This is a genomic window from Shewanella sp. 2_MG-2023 (assembly GCF_030548905.1).
GTDB classification, from domain to species: domain Bacteria; phylum Pseudomonadota; class Gammaproteobacteria; order Enterobacterales; family Shewanellaceae; genus Shewanella; species Shewanella electrodiphila.
Genome location: NZ_JAUOSO010000019.1, coordinates 14,241 through 35,505, shown reverse-complemented (window position 1 = coordinate 35,505; position 21,265 = coordinate 14,241). Strand labels below are relative to the sequence as shown.

Sequence of the window (21,265 nt, the reverse complement as noted above, 5' to 3'; positions counted from 1 at the left end):
TTTGTATAGATTAATAGGCGTAAGAAGTATGCACGGATTGCCGAAGTTTTTATTTATTGTTGCCTTATCATTACCTTTAGTGGGTTGTGTTACAGAAAGAACGTATAGTGGTACAGATATTCCAGTTTCTGAAAGGACATTGGATAAAACTTCAGCTGCGAAAGAAAGAATGCAGCTTGGTTTGACCTATTTAAAACGTGGCAACATGGAACAGGCAAAGTTTAATTTGAATCGTGCAGTTGATTATGCACCGCAATTAAGCGCAGTGCATACCGCTATGGCTTATTACTATCAAACCGTTGATGATGTAGTACGCGCAGAAGAATCTTATCGCAAAGCTATTAACACCAGCGATGCTACGGGTGATGCGATGAACAACTTTGGCGTGTTTTTATGTCAACAAGATAAATTCAGTCAAGCCGAAGTCATGTTTAAAAATGCGATTGAAGCAAAAGAATATACCCGCACCGCATCAAGCTATGAAAATTTAGGTGTGTGCAGTCTTTCTGCTGGTGAACCTGAAAAGGCTAAGCAGTACTTTGAAAGTGCATTGCGTTACGATCCAAGAAGACAATCTACATTGATGGAGCTGATTGATTTAGCTATCGCAGAAAGTGATTATGATGCGGCTAAAACCAATTTACAGCGGTTTCATCGTGTGGCGCAGCAAACGCCTGAAAGTTTAGCTTTAGGAATTAAAATATCGCGTGAGTTAGCAGATGATGAAGCGCTTCAACGCTATGGCATTACGTTAATCGCCAAATATCCTGCTTCAGAACAAGCGAAAGAATACAGGGCTACTTTGCATTAATGACAAATAATAAAAACGAAAACACCCATACAGATGGGAATGATGCTGACCAAATTGACTTACTAGAAGAAGTCTCAACCGCTGGGATGCTGTTACGGACAGCGCGTGAAGCAAAAGGCTTATCAGTTGAAGCCGTAGCAACACAGCTACATTTACGTCCTGGCATCATTGAAGATATTGAAAACGATAACTTTGATAATATTGCATCGGCAACTTATGCGCGCGGCTATGCAAAAAATTATGCCAAATACGTTGAGGCAGATGCTAATGCTTTGCAGCAATGTCTTGCCCAACAATTACCAGACGAAACAGCGGCAATGCAAAGTTTTTCTCGTAAGACGACTCGTGAAGCTCGTGATAGTCGTTTAACGATAGTAACTTACTTAATCATTTTCGCATTACTCGCACTGTTAGTGGTTTGGTGGGTACAAAAAGATTCATTACTCAGTGGGATTGATTTATCAAAACCTACCGCTGAAGAAGTTGCTGCGGCAAGTGTCACTGAGGTAAATCAAACTGAAGATTTATTAGAGCCAGAAATTGACCCTAAACTGGCTTATGTGGAACCGTCAGCGAATGAATCTGATATAGAGAACAATATTCAAGCTTTGACAACCTCCTTGGATAATGCGCAAGACAATGTCGCCGAGACTTTGCAATCTGCCAGTGCATTAACTTCTGACGCAGCAACTGAGCTTGCCAATGAACCTGTAGTTTCAAATGAACTTGTGATTTCAAATGAAACTGATGCACTAGCTGCAAATGACGCATTGAGCATGAGTTTTACAGCTGATTGTTGGGTTAACGTGGTTGATGCAACCGGTAAAACACTGGTTGATGGCGTTAAAGGTTCAAGCAGAATTGTTGAAGCTAAAGGCGTTGCACCGTTCAAGCTTATTTTAGGTGCCCCGCAAGTTGTAACGATTAAATTTAATGGCGAAGACATCAGTTTAGCTGATTTCTCCGAAGGCCGTGTGGCTAGGTTAACCTTACCTAGAGTGTAATGTTAATTGTAATTAAGTAAGCAGTAGAGCAACAGATTATGTATAACGAATCTCCTATTATTCGCCGCCCTTCAAGCCGTATTTATGTTGGCGATGTTCCTATCGGTGATGGTGCGCCTATCGCAGTTCAGTCGATGACGAACACCAAAACGACTGACGTTGAAGCGACTGTGGCACAAATTCGTGCACTTGAAAAAGTAGGTGCAGACATTGTTCGTGTCTCAGTTCCTACAATGGATGCAGCTGAAGCATTTAAGTTGATTAAACAAAGTGTCAATGTTCCGCTTGTTGCAGACATTCACTTTGATTACCGAATCGCACTTAAAGTGGCTGAATATGGGGTTGATTGTTTACGTATTAACCCTGGCAATATCGGTAATGAAGAACGCATTCGTAACGTTGTGGAATGTGCGCGTGATAAAAACATTCCAATTCGCATAGGGGTAAACGGTGGTTCATTAGAAAAAGATCTAATGGATAAATACCATGAGCCGACACCTGAAGCTTTACTTGAATCAGCAATGCGCCATGTGGATATTTTAGACCGTCTTAATTTTGACCAGTTTAAAGTCAGCGTAAAAGCCTCTGATGTGTTTTTAGCGGTTGAGTCATATCGTTTACTGGCCAAACAAATCAAGCAACCATTGCATTTAGGCATAACCGAAGCGGGCGGAGCGCGTGCGGGTTCGGTTAAATCTGCAGTTGGTTTAGGCATGTTACTGGCTGAAGGTATTGGTGATACTTTACGTATTTCGTTAGCAGCGGATCCTGTTGAAGAAATTAAAGTGGGCTTTGATATCTTAAAGTCGCTACGTATCAGAAGCCGTGGTATTAACTTCATTGCGTGTCCATCATGTTCTCGTCAAGAGTTTGATGTGATCAACACTGTTAATGCACTTGAAATGCGCCTTGAAGACATTACCACAGCAATGGATGTTTCTATCATTGGCTGTGTGGTAAATGGCCCTGGTGAAGCATTAGTTTCAGATATTGGTTTAACCGGTAGCCATGGTAAAAGTGGTTATTATGATGACGGGAAACGTCAAAAAGAGCGCTTTGATAACAATGATTTAGTGGATTCGTTAGAAGCTAAGATTCGTGCGAAAGCAGCGATAATGCAAAACAGAATCGATATTAAAGACGCAACAGAATAAGTTTGTTTTAGACAACAATTACACCTTACCAGCGATGGTAGGTGTTTTTTTGTGTAAGGCATGTAGATTAATTTAAGTCCTCGGTCATCGATTTTAAATCGAACAAAACGATTTTATTTTGAACACGATACGACGGCGAGTTAACACAAGTAGGCAAAACGTGGCTAAACAGATCCAAGCAATTCGCGGAATGAATGACATTCTGCCAACGCAAAGCCCATTATGGCAAAAAGTAGAATCGGTTATCCGTTCTACTGTGAGCGCATACGGCTATAGCGAAATTCGTACTCCGATTGTTGAATCAACCGATCTTTTCAAACGTTCAATTGGTGAAGTGACCGATATCGTTGAAAAAGAAATGTACACCTTTGCAGATCGTAACGAAGACAGCTTAACCTTACGTCCAGAAGGTACAGCTTCTACCGTACGTGCTGGTAATGAGCATGGCTTACTTTATAACCAAGAGCAGCGTTTATGGTACATGGGCCCTATGTTCCGCCATGAACGTCCTCAAAAAGGTCGTTACCGTCAATTCCACCAGTTTGGTGTTGAAGTGTACGGCATTCCAAGTGCAGACATTGACGCTGAAGTATTAATGCTTTCAGCGCGTCTTTGGGAATCATTTGGGATTACTGAACACGTTAAGTTAGAGCTAAATACGTTAGGCGATCCAGCTGAGCGCGCGGCCTACCGTGATGCACTGATTGCGTTTCTTGAGCAACATAAAGAACAATTAGATGAAGACTCACAGCGTCGTATGTACTCTAATCCGCTGCGTGTATTAGATTCAAAATCACCACAAGTTCAAGCTTTGTTAGCCGATGCGCCAGCATTGATGGAGTACTTAGGTGAAGAGTCGAAAACACATTTTTCAACCTTATGTGAACTCTTAGACGCTGTTGGAATCCAATACACAGTTAATCCTCGCCTTGTTCGTGGATTAGATTACTATAACCGCACTGTTTTCGAGTGGGTGACGGATAGCTTAGGCTCTCAAGGCACTGTTTTAGCAGGTGGTCGTTATGATGGACTCGTCGGCCAATTAGGCGGTAAAGATACGGCAGCAGTTGGTTTTGCAATGGGTCTTGAACGTATTGTATTACTGCTAGAAACCCTTGAACTAAACAAAGATGTTGCCCCAGTTGTTGACGTTTATGTCACAGTAATGGGTGAAAACTGTTTAGTTGAAGCAATTAAAATTGCACAAGAGTTGCGTCAAAGCCTGCCACAGCTTAAAGTCATGAGTCATTGTGGTGGCGGTAACTTTAAAAAGCAGATGAAGCGTGCTGATAAAAGTGGTGCTGAGTATGCATTAATCATTGGTGAGAACGAAATTGAGAACCAACAGGTTGCAGTTAAGCCATTGAGAAATAAGAACGAACAACTTTTGGTTGCCCGAGACGATTTGGCGACCACGATTAAATCATTATTTTAATATTAGCTGATAGCTAATAAACAGAACTGAATAGAAAGGGGAAGTGCGCGTGGATATTTATAGCACAGAAGAACAACAAGTAGATGCTATTAAGCAGTTCTGGAAAGATTACGGCAGCTCAATCATTGTAGGTGCGGTAGTAGGTCTAGGTGGATTATACGGTTGGAATTACTATTCTGACGTAAAAATTGAAAATGCTGAAGCAGCGTCTGAAGCATTCCAAAGCATTACTGCTAATAGTACAGACAGCACAGCTGTGATGGCTGCAGTAAGCGACTTTGGTCAGCAACATGATCAACAAGGTTATCAAGCATTGCTTGAACTAATGTCTGCTAAAGCGGCTGTTGAAGCTGGTGAGCTAGATAAAGCTGAAGCAGCCTTCACTAAAATTATTGCAGCTAACCCAGGTGCTTCACTAGCATCTTTAGCAACGATACGTTTATCACGTATTCAAGCTGAGCAAGGTAACTTAGGCACTGCATTAGCGACTTTAGAACAAGTGAATGATGAAGCGTTCAATGCGCAACGTGACGAGTTAAAAGGCGACTTCTTAGTGCGTCAAGGCGACATGGATAAAGCAAGATCTGCTTATCAAGCAGCGGTAGATAATGGCGGCACGTTATCAAGCCCTGCTCTACAAATGAAGCTAGACAATTTAAACAAGGCATAAGGAATTAGCCGAATGAAGTCTTTATGCAAAACCTTGCTAGCTGCGGGCTTAAGTGTCGCTATGCTATCTGCTTGTTCTTCAAGCGATAATGAAGAAGAAGTTGTAACAGAACTAACTGAAATCCAAGCAACAGTATTTCCTGAGGTAAATTGGGAAGTCAGCGTAGGCAATGGTGTGGGTGATTACTACTCACAACTTAAACCTGCTGTTTTTTATGGTCACGTCTATGTGGCTGATCGTAACGGTACTGTTATCGCGTACGATCAAGAAACTGGCAAGGTCGCTTGGCGTAAAGATTTAGCGTCAGAATTTAAAGATACTGCGCTAGCTAATACCAGACAAGCCCGTATTGCTGCAGGCGTAACCGTTGGCCGTAATAAAGTCTTTATTGGTGGCGAGTCAGGATTGCTTGTAGCGCTTGATGCTAAAACTGGTGAAACGGCTTGGCATGCTATTGCAAGCGGCGAATTATTATCATTGCCAACAGTGTCTGAAGATTCAGTCGCTGTGCATACCAGTGATGGCAACTTTGAGTCATTTTCAATTGAAGATGGCAGCAAGTTATGGACTCATGAAATGCAACTGCCAAACCTAACCCTTCGCGGTACAGGTTCAGCGGCATATGACTCAGGCGGTTTCTTCTTAGGGACTGCTGATGGTAAAATATCAGTTATTGTTAAAAATAACGGTCAAGTGGCTTGGGAACAAGCTGTGTTTACGCCAACTGGCGGTAACGAGTTTACTCGTATGGCTGATGTGGATATGACACCGTTAATTTTGGGCGATAATTTATACGCGGTAAGTTACAATGGTAACTTGGTGTCAATGGAGCTTAGAACGGGTCGTGTTGTTTGGACACGTAAGTACTCAAGCTTTAATGAACTCGCCGCAGCAGGGGTTGGACTTTATGTCGTTGATGACCATAGTCGTATTTACTCAGTAGATAGACGAAATGGTTTAGAACTTTGGAGTAATACTACGTTAACAAACCGTGGTTTAACTTCTCCTGCAGTTATTGGTTCTTATATTGTTGTAGGTGACTTTGAAGGTTATCTGCACTTTATCGATCGCAGCACTGGCGAAGTCGCTGGTCGAGTTGAGGTTGATAGTGATGGTTTATTCTCGCAGCCGGTAGTGGCTGGAGACAAAGTTTATGTGCAAGGTCGCAGCGGGAAGCTAGCTACTGTAATCCTGCCATAAATTAACCAGTAAACCTTATTAGAGCCCCTGGAAGTGTGTTCCGGGGGCTTTTTATTTAAAAGTTTTTAGAGGCAAAATCATGATCCCTGTAGTGGCCCTGGTGGGGCGACCTAATGTTGGTAAGTCAACTTTATTCAACCGTCTTACTCGCACAAGAGATGCGCTTGTCGCCGATTTTCCTGGTTTAACACGTGACCGTAAATATGGTCGTGCGTTTTTATCTGGTTACGAATTTATTGTGGTTGATACTGGTGGTATCGATGGCACTGAAGAAGGGATCGAAACCAAAATGGCTGAACAGTCGCTTGCTGCGATTGAAGAAGCTGATGTCGTATTATTCTTAACTGATGCGCGCGCAGGTCTTACTTCTGCTGACTTAGCGATTTCAGAACATTTACGTAGCCGTGATAAAACCACCTTTGTTGTTGCCAACAAAGTTGATGGTATTGACGCTGATTCTGCTTGCGCTGAGTTTTGGTCTCTTGGTTTAGGTGAAGTTTATCAAATGGCAGCTGCGCAAGGCCGCGGCGTGACCAATATGATTGAATATTCACTGGCTCCTTATGCTGAAGCGATGGGTATTACTCGTCAAGATGCTGATGAAGACGGTGAAGAAGTTCGTGAATACACCGAAGAAGAAGCCGAAGCGGAGCAAGAGCGTCTACAAAACTTACCGATTAAACTTGCGATTATTGGCAAGCCTAACGTGGGTAAATCAACACTGACTAACCGTATTTTAGGTGAAGAACGTGTTGTGGTTTACGATGCACCGGGTACAACTCGTGACAGCATTTACATTCCAATGGAGCGTGAAGGTCGTGAGTATGTGTTGATCGATACAGCTGGTGTTCGTCGCCGTGCAAAAGTACATGAAGTTATCGAGAAGTTCTCGGTGATTAAAACGTTGAAAGCGGTTGAAGATTCTAACGTAGTATTGTTAGTGATTGATGCGCAAGATGGTATCTCTGAGCAAGATTTAGGTCTGCTTGGTTTTGCATTGAATGCGGGCCGCGCAATCGTCATTGCTGTGAATAAATGGGATGGCCTTGACCAGTCATTTAAAGAAAGTGTTAAGAGTGAATTAGATCGCCGTTTAGGCTTTATTGATTTCGCCCGTATTCACTTTATTTCAGCATTACACGGAACTGGTGTTGGTCACTTGTACGAATCTATTGAAGAAGCGTATGACAGTGCGACACGTCGTGTGAGTACGTCAATGCTGACGCGCATTATGCAAATGTCACAAGACGATCATCAGCCACCATTAGTACATGGTCGCCGTGTGAAGCTTAAGTATGCCCATGCTGGTGGTTATAACCCACCAATCGTTGTGGTGCATGGTAATCAGGTAAGTAAGTTACCTGATTCATACAAGCGCTACATGATGAACTACTTCCGTCGTTCATTGAAAGTTGTGGGTACCCCAATTCAGATCCGCTTTCAAGAGGGAGCTAATCCATTTGAAGGCCGCCATGAAAAGCTAACCATTAGTCAAGAGCGTCGCCGTAAACGCGCAATGAGCCACATTAATAGCCGCAAAAAATAAATTATTTTCTGTGAGTTAAGCAAAACCTGAATGACTGCAAAGTGATTCAGGTTTTTTTATGTCTCTGATTTACTGGTGTTTGAACTGAGGAGTTTGAACCGAGGTTATTGACAGTTATTGGTTTGGTAAGGTGAAACTTGAAATGATCTAGCATAAGCGAATGTTAAGTTTTACCACTTATAGTCATAATTCACTTTCAATCACTGAGGTTTTTATGAGTACTCGCCGCCATTTTCCTGCTATCCATCGTCTTTTGCATTGGGGGCTTGCGCTGTCAATGTTGGTGATGCTGTTAACCATCTTACTGCGTTTAGGCTGGATGGAAAAAAATCATATGGCTGAGATGATCCAGCAAGGATTATTGCAGCTTGATTTACTTATCAGTGATAAACAAGCCGTCATTATTGCTAAAAGCATTCGTAATGTGATGTTTAAGTGGCATCTTTATTTTGGCTATGCGGTGGCTGTTTTTGTGTCGCTGCGGTTTATCTACATGGCAAAATGCGGCTTACAATACCCTAGCGCACTCAGTAAACAGGCTAGCGGCCGTGAAAAATTTCAAGCTCTGATATATTGGTTATTTTATCTGGGTATTGGGTTATCGGTCAGCACAGGTTTGTTGATTGAATTTGGCCCAGAGTCCATTGAACACCAAGCTGAAACCGTGCATAAACTTGCCTTATGGTATTTTATCCCGTTTATCAGTTTGCATTTAGCCGGGATATTATTGGCAGAATTTACTCACGATAAAGGCTTAGTCTCGAGAATTATCGGCGGATAAATCAATCGCAGGTTATCAAGCATCACAGCATTAGCCATAGTGCTGTGATGAATCAAACATAGTTTTGTCTATTCATCCCTATCATCGTCATCCATACACCTCTTGCACTAACACTCTGTTAAACTTATTCGTCATAATGCTTAATAAAACCTTAAGATTGAAGATTTAACTTGGATTATATTGAATCACTTACAAGTTAGTCATCAATGACTCCTGAAAAAATAATATTAACAAAGCGAGACTCCATGAAGCGATCATTACTAGCGAGTTTGTTACTCACATTGGCCTTTAGCAGCCCATTATTTGCCGCGCCCTCACTTGATCATACTGTACTCACCAAAGAGGGCACTGAAACCAGCTTGCAAGAGTTTGCTGGCAAAGTGGTGTATGTAGATTTTTGGGCCTCTTGGTGCGGTCCATGTCGAAAGTCTTTTCCTTGGATGAACCAGATGCAGGCCAAATACCAGCAGCAAGGCTTTGAAGTGGTTGCTATCAATCTGGATGTTGATACTGAGTTAGCCCATGAGTTTCTCACTAAAATCCCCGCTAATTTCAATTTGCGCTTTAATCCAGAAGGGGATGTGGCAAGGGAGTTTGATTTACCTGGTATGCCAAGTAGTTATTTGTTTAACCGCCAAGGTGAATTAGTGCAAAAACATGTTGGTTTTTTTGACAAGAATAAGCCTGCTTACGAGCAAGAAATTCAACTGTTGTTAAAGGAGTAAAACGATGAAAAAATCGAGTATTAAGCAATATATTAAGCTGTTATTTGCCTTGTCGATTATCAGCAGTTTAGCGGGCTGTTCGAGTTTAGGTGTAGAGCCGTGGGAGAAGGATCAATTTGCCCGCGCTGATATGGCACTTAATAATGAAAAGTTAGATTTAGCATTGGATGACCATATTTACTTCAGTAAAGAAGGCACCAGTGGCGGACGCTCATTAGCTGGCGGAGGTTGTGGATGCAACTAACTTCGAAACTAACGCCGAAACAAAGCATCGCTAGCGCATTGGCCATGGCTAGCTGCAGTTTGTTGTCACAACAAGCCAACGCGCAAGAGCCTGTACCGGCAAATGATGATTGGAAGGTCGATGCCGCCATTATGTATTACGGTGAGCAAGACCGTGTACAAGCCGTTGAAGCTATTGGTAATGTGCAAAAAGCCTTTGGCGAAGATTCGCTGCTAGATATGAAAATCGTTGTCGACAGCTTAACCGGCGCTTCAGCCTCTGGCGCTGTAGCACAATCCATCAGCCAAACCTTTACACGACCTTCAGGTAAGGGAGAGTATACGGTCGCCCCAGGTGAAACGCCCCTTGATGATACATTCCAAGATACTCGAGTGCAGTTAAGTGCCAATTGGCAGGAGATTTTAAATCCTGACTGGACGGTTAACTTGGGTGTTTATGGCTCTAAAGAATACGATTATTTATCATTAGGCTTAAATGCGGGTGTGGAGCGCAGTTTTAACAAAAACAACACCACTCTTGCCTTATCGGGTGCCTATACTAATGATACTGTTGATCCTGTTGGCGGTCGTCCTGTGGCATTATCAGAAATGGTATTTCGCGGTGATTATGATGGTGATGATGCCTTTCAAGCTGCATTTGACGCCACTCGATTAGACGGTGATGACACCAAGCAAACCGCTGATGTCATGCTAGGTGTGACCCAAATCTTGAATCGTAACTGGTTAATGCAAGCCAACTACGGTTTTTCAAGTGTGTCGGGCTATATGACCGATCCCTATAAAATTCTCAGTATGGTCGATGGTAACGGTGAGTCCCATGGTTATCGCTATGAAAACCGACCAGACTCGCGCACTAAGCACAGTGTTTTCTTGTTAGCAAAAGGCGCATTGGACTCAGGGGTGATTGATTTCTCTTATCGCTACAATACTGATGACTGGGATATTCAAGCGCACACTTTAGAAACCCATTATCGCTATTACTTTACCCCAAGCTTATATGGCCAGCTGCATTTGCGTTATTACCAGCAGCAAGCTGCTGAGTTTTATCAGCCATTTTTGCGCACAGAAGCTGCATTACCTGAGTATGCCAGTGCGGATTATCGCATTGGTGACATGTCAGCTTATACCGTAGGGCTTAAGTTTGGCCATCGCTTATCTGGCGGCCATGAACTTAGCTATCGTATTGAGTATTATCAGCAAAACCCTGAAAACAACGGCACAGATATCCCTGGTGAGTTAAATAATCAGGATTTATTTCCATCGGTGAAAGCAATCGTAGCTCAAATAAGCTATTCGTTTTAAATAAATAGTCTTAAGATAAATAAACGCAAAACATCAGAGTTATTGAAATTGTTAAATAAAGCCGCTGTTACATCACAAGCCGCTACATCTAAGGCCCCACAGGTCGCGACGCTTACACGTCGCCCTTGGGGCTTTTTAGGTTCATTTAGCGCCATGGCAAGTCCATGTGAAATGTTAATGCGACTAGATGATGAGCGCATTGCCCAGCAGATGTTAAATATCGCTGTGGCTGAAGCCAAACGAATAGAGCGTAAATATAGCCGTTTTTTACAAGGTAATATTGTTTGGCAACTCAACAATGCCCAAGGGCAGGCGGTTAACATTGATGCTGAAACGGCGCATTTACTGCAATTTGCCCAGCAATGTTATCAATTAAGTGACGGCGCTTTTGATATCAGCGCAGGTCCTTTAATGAAGTTGTGGCGCTTTGATGGTAGTCATCAAGTGCCACCAGCTAGTGCGATTAAATCGGCATTAAAGCTAGTGGATTTTAGCGCCATTGATTTTACTGACAGCCAATTGACTATGCCTGCAGCAATGAGTTTAGATTTTGGTGGCATAGGCAAAGAGTATGCGGTGGATAGTACAGCGCAATTACTCAGCAAGCGTTGGCCTGATATCTCTGTGTTAGTTAATTTTGGCGGCGATATTGCCTGTCCCATCCTTAACCCAGATGGCTGGCAAGTGGGGATTGAAAACCCGCAGCAATTGGATAATGCCGCGGCGCTGTTAACCATACGCCAAGGCGCATTAGCCACTAGCGGCACCACTCGGCGCTACATTGAAGTGGATCAAAAACGCTATGGCCACATTATTAATCCTCGAACAGGATATCCTGTGGAGCAAGCGCCGCTTTCAGTGACGGTATTAGGGCCAAATAGCGTAACCGCGGGAATGTTATCGACCATGGCAATGTTAAAAGGCGCTGCTGCTGAAGCCTTTTTGAGTGAGCAAGGTGTTGACTTTAAAGTGTTTAGATAAGCTTAAATCGCGCTTTAGTTATTATAAAAGTAATAAGGGAATAACCGATGCGGGTATTGTTAGTAGAAGACAATCAGTTATTAGCACAAGGCGTGGTTTTGAGTTTGGCTAAAGAAGGGATCCAAGTGGATCACTTATGTTCTTATAACCAAGCAATAGCGGCGCTGGATAATGAAGATTTTAGCGCCATTATTCTTGATTTAGGTTTGCCTGATGGCAATGGCGAAGATTTATTAAAGCACTGGCGTAAAGCGGGAGTATCTTTGCCGATTATTGTGCTGACCGCCAATACGGATTTTGATACTCGCTTAAACTGTTTAGACATTGGCGCTGATGATTATCTTAGTAAACCGTTTGATGTTAGAGAGTTAGTCGCCAGACTGCGAGCGATTGTTCGCCGCCAACACGGCTTAGATAACAATCAATTTAGTTTCGGCGCATTGACCATCGATTTCAGTTGTTGTGAAGTGCATTTTCGAGAGCAATTAATCAATCTGCCACGGCGGGAATATCAATTGTTATTGGAGTTTGCCCAATCAGCAGGGCGAGTACTAACCCGCAGCCAGCTTGAGCAATTAACCTATGGTTGGGATGAAGTCGGCAGTAATTCCATTGAAGTGCATATTCATCATTTACGTAAAAAAATGGCCCCAGAACTGATTAAAACTGTTAGAGGCATTGGCTATATTTTAGCTGAAATTCAATAAGCATTAATGGTCAGTAGATCATAAAAGGATATTATGTTTTCGTTACGTTTCTCCCTTAGTTTATTGATGTTAGTCGGCATCTTACTGACCGTATCGGTTGCCAGTGTGCTGAGTAGCCGCGATGCCATGTACGAGATAGAAGAGCTATTTGATGCAGAAATGGTGCAAACCGCCAAAGTGCTGGATTTGTTTTATGTCAAAAGGCTTACTGCCGCCAAAGTAGCAAGCTTAATTGAGCAACCTATTCGCTTTCATGTGTCAGAGTCTGAAATAGAAACCTTTGCCGAGCAGTCTACGGTAGAAACCCTCTCTTACGAGCGAAAGCTGTCATTTCAATTATTTACCGCAGCAGGTGAGTTACTTGCATACTCAGATAATACTGGTGTAAAACCGCTAACGGATTTTAACCACGGCTATGCCTATCAGGCAGTCGGTGAGCACACCTGGCATGTGTACAGCTTGTTTTCAACGGCGCAACAGGTGTGGATTGTGACTGCACAGCGTGATGATGTGCGCCAAGAGTTGGTGGATAAGATTAACGCCAATAGCTGGCGCTCGCCTTTGATTATTGCGCCTATCATGTTGCTTATCATGCTATTGGTGACTTACTACTTATTTAAACCCATCAAACTACTTGAACGTCACTTAGCTTATCGCAGTGCTCAAGATCTAGCGCCAATTAATATCCGCTTACCGTCAGAACTTATTACAATTCAGCAGTCGCTTAATAGTTATTTAGCCCGTATCGCCGATATGATGATCCGCGAACGACGCTTTAGTGCTGATGCCGCCCATGAATTAAAGACCCCCTTAGCCATCATTAAACTTCATGGTGATGGTTTAGAAAGCGTGATTAATTCATCAACCGATGAAAGCTTAAAGCAACAAGCAATGCCTTATACTCAAGCCATGGGGCAGGGAATTAAGCGTATGAGTCATACTGTTGAGCAACTGTTATTACTCTCAAGGGTTGATGCCATTGAAGCGATTAATAAAACTGAATGCGACTTACAAAGCCTAATTGATAATGTGATTAATCAGTTAGTGCATATTGTGGCCGATTATCAGTGGCAGCTTGATATTCCTAAGGGATTTACCGTTAAAGCTGATAGCTTTTATCTTGAATTAGTATTAAAAAACATTATCGAAAATGCTTGTAAATACAGCCCTAAAGAATCGGTTATTAGCATTGGTGCTGAGCAAGAAGCTAACCAATGCGTTATAAATATCATTGATCAAGGCATAGGCATGTCTGCAAGCGAAATTGATTTAGCCAAGAACCGTTTTTATCGGGTTGATGAAAATGTATCCCAAGGTGCAGGGTTAGGGTTATCCATTTGTCAGCTAATTATTATGTTGCACCAAGGTGATTTGAGTTTTCATCAAGCTAAGCCTCAAGGGCTAAAGGTCAACATTGTGTTACCCAATTAAACTAACTTATTTAATCTTGGGATAAAAAAGCCTGAGTCACAGTGAATGTGATTCAGGCTTTTTATTTATTTCAGACTCAGTTTTTGCCTCAACTTCTGGTTCAGCTTTTGACTCAACTTCTGGTTCAGCTTTTGACTCAACTTCTGGCCCAGCTTTTGACTAAGCCAAAGCGCAGTTTATTTCACTCGCTGTTTAGACGACGAGTGATGACTGCTTGAGCGACTACCACCACGGTTGTTGTGGGATGTATTACTCGCTCTTTGCTGCGGCTTGATGCTGTGGTTTTGGGCGCTACGGTTGTTATTCACTCGCGCAGTTTGGTTATAGTGCTTGCTACTTTGCTGTTTATTAACAGTCGGTCTGCTGGTCGCTTGTCTATTAGTAACCTGCCTGTTTGTCGCTTGTCTGCTGCTCGGTTGCTTGGTCGCTTTTTGGCTTTGATGAGCCTTATTTGAACGGTTTGGCTGTGATTTATTTGCCGTTCTCAGCGCTTTATCCTGCTGGCCATTATGCATTTTATTCGTATTACTTGGCTTAGTGCTCGGTCTAGTACTGGGCTTAGTGCTGGGTCTTGAGCTATAGCTCGGCTTAGCATTATGATTATTTTTTAATGCTTTATTCACACGTTGCTGCTTTGCTATATGGCTTGGCTTAGAGTTATGCAGCTGTGCTGGCTTACCTTTATGACCAGGTTTTTGAGAATGAGCCAGCTTGTGGCTTTTATTGTAACGGGCACGATCATACTTATGGCTTACTCTCGGCGCTTTATATGCAACCCCGCGGCGATGAGCAGGTTTGTGATTCCAGCGGTGTGAGCCTTGGCTATAGGCAATCTTATGGGGCTTACGATAGTAACGAGTCTTATGATGATTAATCACCACCACGCGTCTACTTGACCAATGCACCGCGCCAAAGAAGTAGTTAAAGTTAATGTAAACACTTGGCCCCCAATAAATTGGGCGGTTCGGGCGGTAATGCACATAAGATGGATAACGCCAATATACTGGTGGGTATGCATTCCAGCGCCAGCTACCGTAAACAATTCTTGGGTCGTAATAGGGAACATAAACCACTTCCGTACGGGCAGGCTCAATAATGATCTGCTTTTCTTCACGGGTGATGGTCATGTTTTCCATATCATCAAAACTATTGGCTTCATCGGCTTGATGGCGCAATGTTTGAATGCTGGCTAATACCGTTTCTTCATCTTGCAGAAATGCTTCACCTAACTCCTGAGTCCAATCAAGATCTTCATTAAGCTTTTCAAGCACAGTGGGAAAGGCCACTAATGCCATGACGCTAGGGTCCCAATCCTGTTGCTCGGCTTGCTGCATTTTTTGACTGCTACTTAAACTGCTATTTTGTTGCTCCCAACGACGCGCCTGAACGATTTCAAGCGGATACGTTGCTGCAATTAAAATGTGCGTCAATAAGCTGTCTGGGTAAAGTGCAATAGGCGCTAACATTTGTGCTAACTGCGCTTCAGAAAGCTGAGACTGCTCAAATTGAGCGTCATTATTGCCATTGGATTGGCTATCAACAGCTAACGCCGCTGGTGACAGTAAGCACAGGCTCATTAGCCCAGCTTTTAATAGTTTATTGGGGATAGATAATAGTGTCATTTTATCTCCATGTACCAAACATCGGTACTTTACGAATGTTAGGGATAGAATAACTAAGTGAAAATGAACACAAGATGAAAGTGTATTAGATAGGGCTAACTAAATGAGATAATCTTTTAGTCGCTATTTAGCCAATTAAATGGATAAAGACTTAATGGCTAAAGGTGACTGTAAATTTTGCGCCGCCATACTGCTCTGATTGAGCAACTGTTAACTCACCTTGGTAGCTATTAACCAAGTCTTGAACGATGGCTAGACCAATGCCATGTCCTTGATTGTAGGTGTCAGCGCGAATACCACGCTCAAAAATATTTTGGCGCTGCACTTCAGTTAAGCCATTACCATCATCTTCAATGATAAAACTTAAGCTGGAGTCAGTTTTTGTTACTGATAAACAAACCTGCGTTTTCGCCGCCTTACAAGCATTATCGAGCAGATTACCCAGCAGTTCATGTAAATCCGCTTCTTCGCCTTTAAATACCAGTTTAGCAGGGGCTTGATAGTCGATATCAATGTGTGACTGTTGATATATCTTAGCTAAGGTTCTAATTAATTTGCTGGCTACATCATCAATGCTAACCCCTAAATGCCATGCTTGATTGGCACTGGATTTAGCCTTGTTGAGCTGATAACTAATGATGTTATTAATATTATTTGCTTGCTCTTTAGAGTCCGGACTTAAGTCCGTTTGGCTTTGCAGCACGGCTAATGGCGTTTTTAAACTATGAGCTAAGTCGGCTAACGCATTTCGGTAGCGCTGGCGCTGAAGTTGCTCTGTGTTTAGCAATACATTGAGTTGTTTTGCGACAGCATTTAACTCGTTGGGGTAATGTTGATTTAATCGTGTTTGTTGGCCTTGCTCTACTAATGCTAGCTCTTTCGTGAACTGGTTTAATGGCTTTAATGTCCAGAATAACCAAATAGCCTGAACCAAAGCCAATACAATCATGAGCACGATAAGCCAAGTCCAGAGAGTGGTGCTGAACTCACTCACTTGCTGTTGATAGTCAGCGTCATCTTTAACAATATGTACTGTGATTGCCAGGGGCTTTTCATTGGTTTCAAAGCTAACACTAAAGCTATACACAACATGGTTATTGTTGCTGTTACCAGCTAAATCATCAAAACGAACTTGGGTGAGCTGGCCTTGGCCCATTGGAGGTGCTGGCAGTAATAATGCTGTTGATTGATTCGTGGGTAAATCTAAGCCTAGAAAAGATTCTGAGTGCCAAACCAGTTTGTCTTCTGAAGATATAAGGGCATACAAGCCAGAGCCAATCACATTAAATTGGTTTTCTAATAGATAATTGGGCATGACGACGTGTTCATCTTTGACTTCAGCGACAGCTAACACTGAATAAACATAAGCGCGTAACTGGTTATTAATCGATTGGGTAATTTGACGTTGGAAAGCACCATTAACTGTGATGCCAATCAGCGGGAGTAATACCAAAATCAACAACAGGCCGCTGAGCATTAATCTGATTTTTAATGAATTAATCCCGCCAAGAAAATTTGACCTTGCTTGCTTGTTAAGCCATTGGGTTTTGAATGTGCTCAGCCAATTCATGACGACTAGCCTGCAGCTAATTGTCGCAGGCGATACCCTTGACCGCGCAAGGTTTCTATCAGTTTATATTCGCCGTCGGGATCGAGCTTTTTGCGCAGACGGCGGATAAATACTTCAATGACATTTGAGTCTAAGTCGAAGTCTTGATCATAGATATGTTCAATCAAGGTGGGTTTAGAAATGACTTCACCTTGGTGCAGCATGAAGTATTCAAATAATTTAAACTCTGAACTACTGAGAATAATGGGGTTTTGTAAATGCATTAGCTCAAGGGTGCGAGTATTGAGACTAAATGGTCCGTTAGTCACTGTCGGGCTAGCTTTTCCCACTGAACGGCGTATCAATGCATTTAAACGGGCAACAAGCTCTTCAGATTGAAACGGCTTAGTAAGGTAATCGTCAGCGCCAGAGTCTAGCCCAAGCACCTTGTCTTGCCAGCCGTCTCTAGCGGTTAAAATAAGGATTGGGTAATCAATTTGCTTTTGACGAAGTTGCGTAATTAGGCTCAAACCATCAATTTTAGGTAAGCCGACATCGATAATCGCGGCGTCATATTGATATTCAGTTGCTTGAAATAAGCCATCTTCACCGTCAGATGATATATCGACGCTGTAATTAGCGGCTTGTAAATGCTCAGTAAGGTTTCTCTGTAAGCCTAAATCATCTTCTACTAACAATATTCTCATGGCTAATTCCTTGAAATTGAACCGGTACGCGCATTAACGGTGGCATAAAACACCATGCCATTATTAGAGAGTAATTTAATTCGGTAGCCCGTTGAATTACCCACTTTTGTCGATTGCACTGATAGCACTTTTGCAGAATATTGTCGTTTGGCGAGTTGCGCCGCTTGTGAAGAACTCTTCACGGCTAAAGATTGGGATTTACCTGAACCGCCTTTGGTTTTGTTATTAAACCCAGGGTGACCAATATTTACTGAAGAGCTGATTGAAATAGCACTGCTGAGATTAGTAATAACTGACATAGGCGCAGCCTGAACCGACCCCATTGTTATTGAAAACAATAGAAACGATAGCAGGGAAGTGCATAATCTCTTGTTTAATTTGCTCATTATCAGCGTCCACATCAATATTTATCTTTAAAATCAGTTATCAGTGTAAAAGATCCCTTTCAATATAGAAACATCTGCATCGATGAATATCAATTGCTTTGGTATTCGCTCAAAGTATGGATTGGTTTATATGAATAGAAGATGAATAGCTTGCAGTGGCGCAGCTGCTGGTTATTTATGTCAGTCATTTTTTATCTAAGTCATTTTTTATCTAAGTCATTTTTTATCTACGACATTGTTTATCTAAGTCAATTTCATGTCAGTCATTTTTCGTGTTCAGCTTGCATTCATTTTGATTCCTTTTAAATAACAACTCATCAATAACAAGCTTTGAGTGATTAAGTGCAATTTACTCTTGCGGTTAAATCTGAATGAGAGGGAATACAAAATGGATATTAAATTGATAACGCAAAACCGTTTCAGTCAGGTGATTAGTGTTTTTACTAAAGTGAGTTGCGCATTAATGCTAACGCTTGCGCCGACTGCGTACGCTGACGAATATGAGCAAGACATGATTGTTGTCAGTGAGGGGAGGCAAGTTAGTGGTGCTGCCTCTTTAAGTGAACCAGCAGGTAAAGCATCATTATCACTTGAGCAAAAACAAACCTTGTTGCAATTGATTGCGGATGAGAAAGCCAAACGCAAATCTGATGCGGCGCAAGGAAAACCATTAGCTAAGCGTGCAACGCGCGAGCACATTACAAGTTTACGCCAAGCTGGGCAGTTATCTGTCAATGCATTACACAGTGTCAACCAAGCGTCTCAAGCACTTTCCAAATTAGAAACTTCAGTAAATGAAATTACAACAGATGCAGCAACAACTCCTTCTGCAACTCATGCAGCAGCAACCAATACAGTAACAGCCAATACAGTAACAACAAATAACAGCATTGAAAGTCAGTCATCAAATAGCAAATTATTAACTAATCACGTATCGCAGCAGTCTATTATTGGTTATCGCGATTTTGATATTTATGAGGCTTATAGCCGTCTATTTGATGATTTTGATGAAGATGGTTTTTATCAAACTTTTAGCGTGACCTTTGATGCAGATGTCTATGGTTTTACCCAAGGTGAGCCTGCTAATGTTTATGCTGAGCTGTATTTAAGCCGAAATGGTGGTCCATGGGAGCATTATTACTCTACCGAAGTGTTTACCATTTATGGTGATGCCACCGATGATGATTATGAAGTACTGACAACCTTAGCACAGGGATACAAAACTGATTATTACGATGTCCTTATCGATTTATATGAGTTTGGCTATGAAGATATTGTCGCGACATTAAGTGCAGATGAGTCTGATGGTTTATATGCCTTACCACTAGAAAGTAGTGACAGAGATGAAGTGTACGAAGAAGAATATATTGAAGTCGTTGAAACTGAGGTCATCGTTAGCGGTGGTAGCTTGGCTTGGAGTGGATTATTGATGTTGCTACTTCTAGCAATAAGACGTTCAAACTTGAATGCTTAAGTTGCAGTCTCTCTAATGATGAACCTTGTGATTATGAAAACAAATTCCCGCTAATGCGGGATTTTTCTGGTTGTTGATAAGGTGTGTTGATATTAACGCCAGTTGCCAGTTGCCAGTTGCCAGTTAGCACTTGTCACTTGCCACCTATGACACAACCGACTTTACTTCGCCTTGATTCAGTTGAGTTGTCAGTATTTCGCCCGTTTTCACTTGCTTCGCATCTTGTAAGATATTGCCTTTACCGTCTCGGGTAATACTGTAACCACGGCTTAATGTGGCCAATGGGCTAACGGTTTCTAACTGATGTGCGCTGTAACTGACTTGTTGATTGGCGTTAGTTAATCTTGTTTTCATGGCATCGTTAAGTCGATTACTTAAATAGCTCACTTTGTTTTGTTCTAACGTTAACTTATGAGCTGGGGATTGCTGCTGAAGTTGGCCTTTCAAGCGTTGTTGTTTTAACGCTGCGTTAGATAATTTGTATTGCATGGCCGACTCAAGTTTTAGCTGCATTTCATCAAAGCGTTGCTCAAGTTGTTGTAATTGCCTTTTAGGATCTTCACGTTGCAGCTGGTGGCTTAACTCAGTCAGTAGTGTGCTTTGATGCAATAAGTAATGACGCATAGCCTGGCGTAATCTTGAAAACGTCAGGTTGAGCTTTTGCGTCTTATTGCCTTTATCGTCCGATAATAACTCGGCACCCGCTGATGGCGTTGGCGCTCGTACATCCGCGACATAATCACTGATGGTTGTATCAATTTCATGGCCTACAGCGCTAACAACGGGTAAGGCACTGTTATAAATCGCATGGGCTAAGTCTTCATCATTAAAACACCATAAGTCTTCTAATGAGCCGCCGCCACGGGTAAGCAGTATCACATCGACTTCTAAGCGTTTATTGGCTGTAGTGATAGCACTGATGATTTGCTTGCTGGCACTGGTTCCCTGAACTTGTGTAGGGTAAATCACCACTTCGATTGATGGGTCGCGCGTCGATAGTACTTTTACCACATCTCTTACGGCAGCGCCAGTGGCTGAGGTGATAACACCTATTCGTTGAATGTTTTGCGGTAATGGGCGCTTAGTTTCTGTTGCAAACAAGCCTTCAGCGGCTAATTTCAGTTTAAGTGCTTCATATTGCTGTGCGAGTAATCCATCACCTGCAGGTAACATTGATTCCAAGAGTAATTGATAATCACCACGAGGCTCGTAAACACTGATAGAGCCTTTAACTAATACTTGTTGGCCATTAACAGGTTTAAAAGGCACTGATTGATTACGGCCTTTGAACATTGCACAGCGAATTTGCGAGCGGCTATCTTTTAAGGTCATATACCAATGACCTGAATTTGGGGAAACAAAGTTCGAGATTTCGGCCTCAAGCCACACCTTTCCTAGCTCTCCTTCAAGCAGCTGGCGGACTTCACCGTTTAATCGGGAAACGGTGTAAACATTATTTTTCGAGCTTTTCATCAAATTCAACCGACCAATAGTATTTTTTCACTATTTTCCATTTACCAACCTAAATATGCAAGGT

20 protein-coding genes are annotated in these 21,265 nt (G+C 42.3%); 15 read left to right on the top strand and 5 right to left on the bottom strand.

Annotated features, from left to right (window positions below; genetic code table 11):
- The first annotated feature begins 28 nt into the window (after nt 1-28).
- The 14 genes from pilW (at nt 29) to Q4600_RS17280 (ending at nt 13,990) form a co-directional block, all read left to right on the top strand.
- Nucleotides 29-811: a type IV pilus biogenesis/stability protein PilW gene (gene pilW / locus Q4600_RS17345; RefSeq protein WP_102528864.1), complete on the top strand. Its 783-nt coding sequence runs from the start codon at nt 29-31 to the stop codon at nt 809-811.
- Entirely contained in the window at nt 811-1,815 is a 1,005-nt protein-coding gene (locus Q4600_RS17340; protein WP_102528863.1) for a RodZ domain-containing protein, read from the top strand. Before pilW ends, Q4600_RS17340 begins: the two co-directional genes overlap by 1 nt.
- 38 nt (nt 1,816-1,853) lie before the next feature.
- Entirely contained in the window at nt 1,854-2,969 is a 1,116-nt protein-coding gene (ispG, locus tag Q4600_RS17335) for a flavodoxin-dependent (E)-4-hydroxy-3-methylbut-2-enyl-diphosphate synthase (RefSeq protein WP_102528862.1), read from the top strand.
- A gap of 160 nt (nt 2,970-3,129) precedes the next feature.
- The gene (gene hisS / locus Q4600_RS17330) at nt 3,130-4,404 is read left to right on the top strand and encodes a histidine--tRNA ligase (RefSeq protein ID WP_303517317.1); all 1,275 of its coding nucleotides are present in this window, start codon (nt 3,130-3,132) and stop codon (nt 4,402-4,404) included.
- Between the two features lie 49 nt (nt 4,405-4,453).
- Complete coding sequence (locus tag Q4600_RS17325) at nt 4,454-5,074, top strand: tetratricopeptide repeat protein (RefSeq protein WP_229372305.1); 621 nt, start codon at nt 4,454-4,456, stop codon at nt 5,072-5,074.
- Nucleotides 5,075-5,086: 12 nt separating this feature from the next.
- Nucleotides 5,087-6,274, top strand: coding sequence for an outer membrane protein assembly factor BamB (gene bamB / locus Q4600_RS17320; RefSeq protein ID WP_102528859.1), 1,188 nt, complete (start codon nt 5,087-5,089; stop codon nt 6,272-6,274).
- A gap of 79 nt (nt 6,275-6,353) precedes the next feature.
- A complete protein-coding gene (der, locus tag Q4600_RS17315; RefSeq protein WP_303517316.1) occupies nt 6,354-7,820 on the top strand; it encodes a ribosome biogenesis GTPase Der in 1,467 nt (488 codons plus the stop codon).
- Between the two features lie 214 nt (nt 7,821-8,034).
- Nucleotides 8,035-8,601: a cytochrome b/b6 domain-containing protein gene (locus Q4600_RS17310; protein ID WP_303517315.1), complete on the top strand. Its 567-nt coding sequence runs from the start codon at nt 8,035-8,037 to the stop codon at nt 8,599-8,601.
- 245 nt (nt 8,602-8,846) lie between these two features.
- Nucleotides 8,847-9,326, top strand: a complete 480-nt coding sequence (locus tag Q4600_RS17305; RefSeq protein ID WP_303517314.1) for a TlpA disulfide reductase family protein — start codon at nt 8,847-8,849, stop codon at nt 9,324-9,326.
- 4 nt (nt 9,327-9,330) lie between these two features.
- On the top strand, nt 9,331-9,570 hold the full coding sequence (locus Q4600_RS17300; protein ID WP_303517313.1) for a DUF4266 domain-containing protein: 240 nt from the start codon (nt 9,331-9,333) through the stop codon (nt 9,568-9,570).
- The gene (locus Q4600_RS17295) at nt 9,561-10,871 is read left to right on the top strand and encodes a DUF3570 domain-containing protein (RefSeq protein WP_102528855.1); all 1,311 of its coding nucleotides are present in this window, start codon (nt 9,561-9,563) and stop codon (nt 10,869-10,871) included. Before Q4600_RS17300 ends, Q4600_RS17295 begins: the two co-directional genes overlap by 10 nt.
- 153 nt (nt 10,872-11,024) lie before the next feature.
- A complete protein-coding gene (locus tag Q4600_RS17290) occupies nt 11,025-11,852 on the top strand; it encodes an FAD:protein FMN transferase (protein ID WP_303517367.1) in 828 nt (275 codons plus the stop codon).
- A 47-nt stretch (nt 11,853-11,899) separates the two neighbouring features.
- Nucleotides 11,900-12,559 carry a response regulator transcription factor gene (locus Q4600_RS17285; protein ID WP_303517312.1) on the top strand — a complete coding sequence of 220 codons (660 nt, stop codon included), beginning with the start codon at nt 11,900-11,902 and terminating at the stop codon, nt 12,557-12,559.
- A gap of 33 nt (nt 12,560-12,592) precedes the next feature.
- Nucleotides 12,593-13,990, top strand: a complete 1,398-nt coding sequence (locus tag Q4600_RS17280) for an ATP-binding protein (protein ID WP_303517311.1) — start codon at nt 12,593-12,595, stop codon at nt 13,988-13,990.
- 176 nt (nt 13,991-14,166) lie between these two features.
- On the opposite strand, the gene Q4600_RS17275 is transcribed toward Q4600_RS17280, so the two are convergent.
- From Q4600_RS17275 to Q4600_RS17260, 4 genes are all read right to left on the bottom strand, one after another.
- Nucleotides 14,167-15,612: a DUF3300 domain-containing protein gene (locus Q4600_RS17275; protein WP_303517310.1), complete on the bottom strand. Its 1,446-nt coding sequence runs from the start codon at nt 15,610-15,612 to the stop codon at nt 14,167-14,169.
- A gap of 151 nt (nt 15,613-15,763) precedes the next feature.
- Entirely contained in the window at nt 15,764-17,089 is a 1,326-nt protein-coding gene (locus Q4600_RS17270; protein WP_303517365.1) for an ATP-binding protein, read from the bottom strand.
- Between the two features lie 98 nt (nt 17,090-17,187).
- Nucleotides 17,188-17,868 (bottom strand): response regulator transcription factor, encoded by a 681-nt coding sequence (locus Q4600_RS17265; RefSeq protein ID WP_303517309.1) that lies wholly within the window; start codon nt 17,866-17,868, stop codon nt 17,188-17,190.
- Nucleotides 17,869-17,870: 2 nt separating this feature from the next.
- A complete protein-coding gene (locus Q4600_RS17260; protein ID WP_303517308.1) occupies nt 17,871-18,167 on the bottom strand; it encodes a PepSY domain-containing protein in 297 nt (98 codons plus the stop codon).
- A gap of 475 nt (nt 18,168-18,642) precedes the next feature.
- On the opposite strand from Q4600_RS17260, the gene Q4600_RS17255 reads away from it, so the two are divergent.
- Nucleotides 18,643-19,728 (top strand): choice-of-anchor H family protein, encoded by a 1,086-nt coding sequence (locus Q4600_RS17255; RefSeq protein ID WP_303517306.1) that lies wholly within the window; start codon nt 18,643-18,645, stop codon nt 19,726-19,728.
- A gap of 144 nt (nt 19,729-19,872) precedes the next feature.
- Here the strand turns inward: Q4600_RS17255 and xseA are convergent, their stop codons facing one another.
- Nucleotides 19,873-21,201 (bottom strand): exodeoxyribonuclease VII large subunit, encoded by a 1,329-nt coding sequence (gene xseA / locus Q4600_RS17250; protein ID WP_229372295.1) that lies wholly within the window; start codon nt 21,199-21,201, stop codon nt 19,873-19,875.
- Nucleotides 21,202-21,265: the final 64 nt, after the last annotated feature.

Coding starts and splice junctions, on each gene's coding strand:
- Q4600_RS17290 (WP_303517367.1), top strand. CDS start 11,025: ATGGCAAGTCCATGTGAAATGTTAATGCGACTAGATGATGAGCGCATT.
- Q4600_RS17280 (WP_303517311.1), top strand. CDS start 12,593: ATGTTTTCGTTACGTTTCTCCCTTAGTTTATTGATGTTAGTCGGCATC.
- Q4600_RS17265 (WP_303517309.1), bottom strand. CDS start 17,868: ATGAGAATATTGTTAGTAGAAGATGATTTAGGCTTACAGAGAAACCTT.
- der (WP_303517316.1), top strand. CDS start 6,354: ATGATCCCTGTAGTGGCCCTGGTGGGGCGACCTAATGTTGGTAAGTCA.
- Q4600_RS17340 (WP_102528863.1), top strand. CDS start 811: ATGACAAATAATAAAAACGAAAACACCCATACAGATGGGAATGATGCT.
- xseA (WP_229372295.1), bottom strand. CDS start 21,201: ATGAAAAGCTCGAAAAATAATGTTTACACCGTTTCCCGATTAAACGGT.
- Q4600_RS17305 (WP_303517314.1), top strand. CDS start 8,847: ATGAAGCGATCATTACTAGCGAGTTTGTTACTCACATTGGCCTTTAGC.
- Q4600_RS17295 (WP_102528855.1), top strand. CDS start 9,561: ATGCAACTAACTTCGAAACTAACGCCGAAACAAAGCATCGCTAGCGCA.
- Q4600_RS17255 (WP_303517306.1), top strand. CDS start 18,643: ATGGATATTAAATTGATAACGCAAAACCGTTTCAGTCAGGTGATTAGT.
- Q4600_RS17270 (WP_303517365.1), bottom strand. CDS start 17,089: ATGCTCAGCGGCCTGTTGTTGATTTTGGTATTACTCCCGCTGATTGGC.
- bamB (WP_102528859.1), top strand. CDS start 5,087: ATGAAGTCTTTATGCAAAACCTTGCTAGCTGCGGGCTTAAGTGTCGCT.
- pilW (WP_102528864.1), top strand. CDS start 29: ATGCACGGATTGCCGAAGTTTTTATTTATTGTTGCCTTATCATTACCT.
- Q4600_RS17260 (WP_303517308.1), bottom strand. CDS start 18,167: ATGTCAGTTATTACTAATCTCAGCAGTGCTATTTCAATCAGCTCTTCA.
- Q4600_RS17310 (WP_303517315.1), top strand. CDS start 8,035: ATGAGTACTCGCCGCCATTTTCCTGCTATCCATCGTCTTTTGCATTGG.
- ispG (WP_102528862.1), top strand. CDS start 1,854: ATGTATAACGAATCTCCTATTATTCGCCGCCCTTCAAGCCGTATTTAT.
- Q4600_RS17275 (WP_303517310.1), bottom strand. CDS start 15,612: ATGACACTATTATCTATCCCCAATAAACTATTAAAAGCTGGGCTAATG.
- Q4600_RS17300 (WP_303517313.1), top strand. CDS start 9,331: ATGAAAAAATCGAGTATTAAGCAATATATTAAGCTGTTATTTGCCTTG.
- Q4600_RS17285 (WP_303517312.1), top strand. CDS start 11,900: ATGCGGGTATTGTTAGTAGAAGACAATCAGTTATTAGCACAAGGCGTG.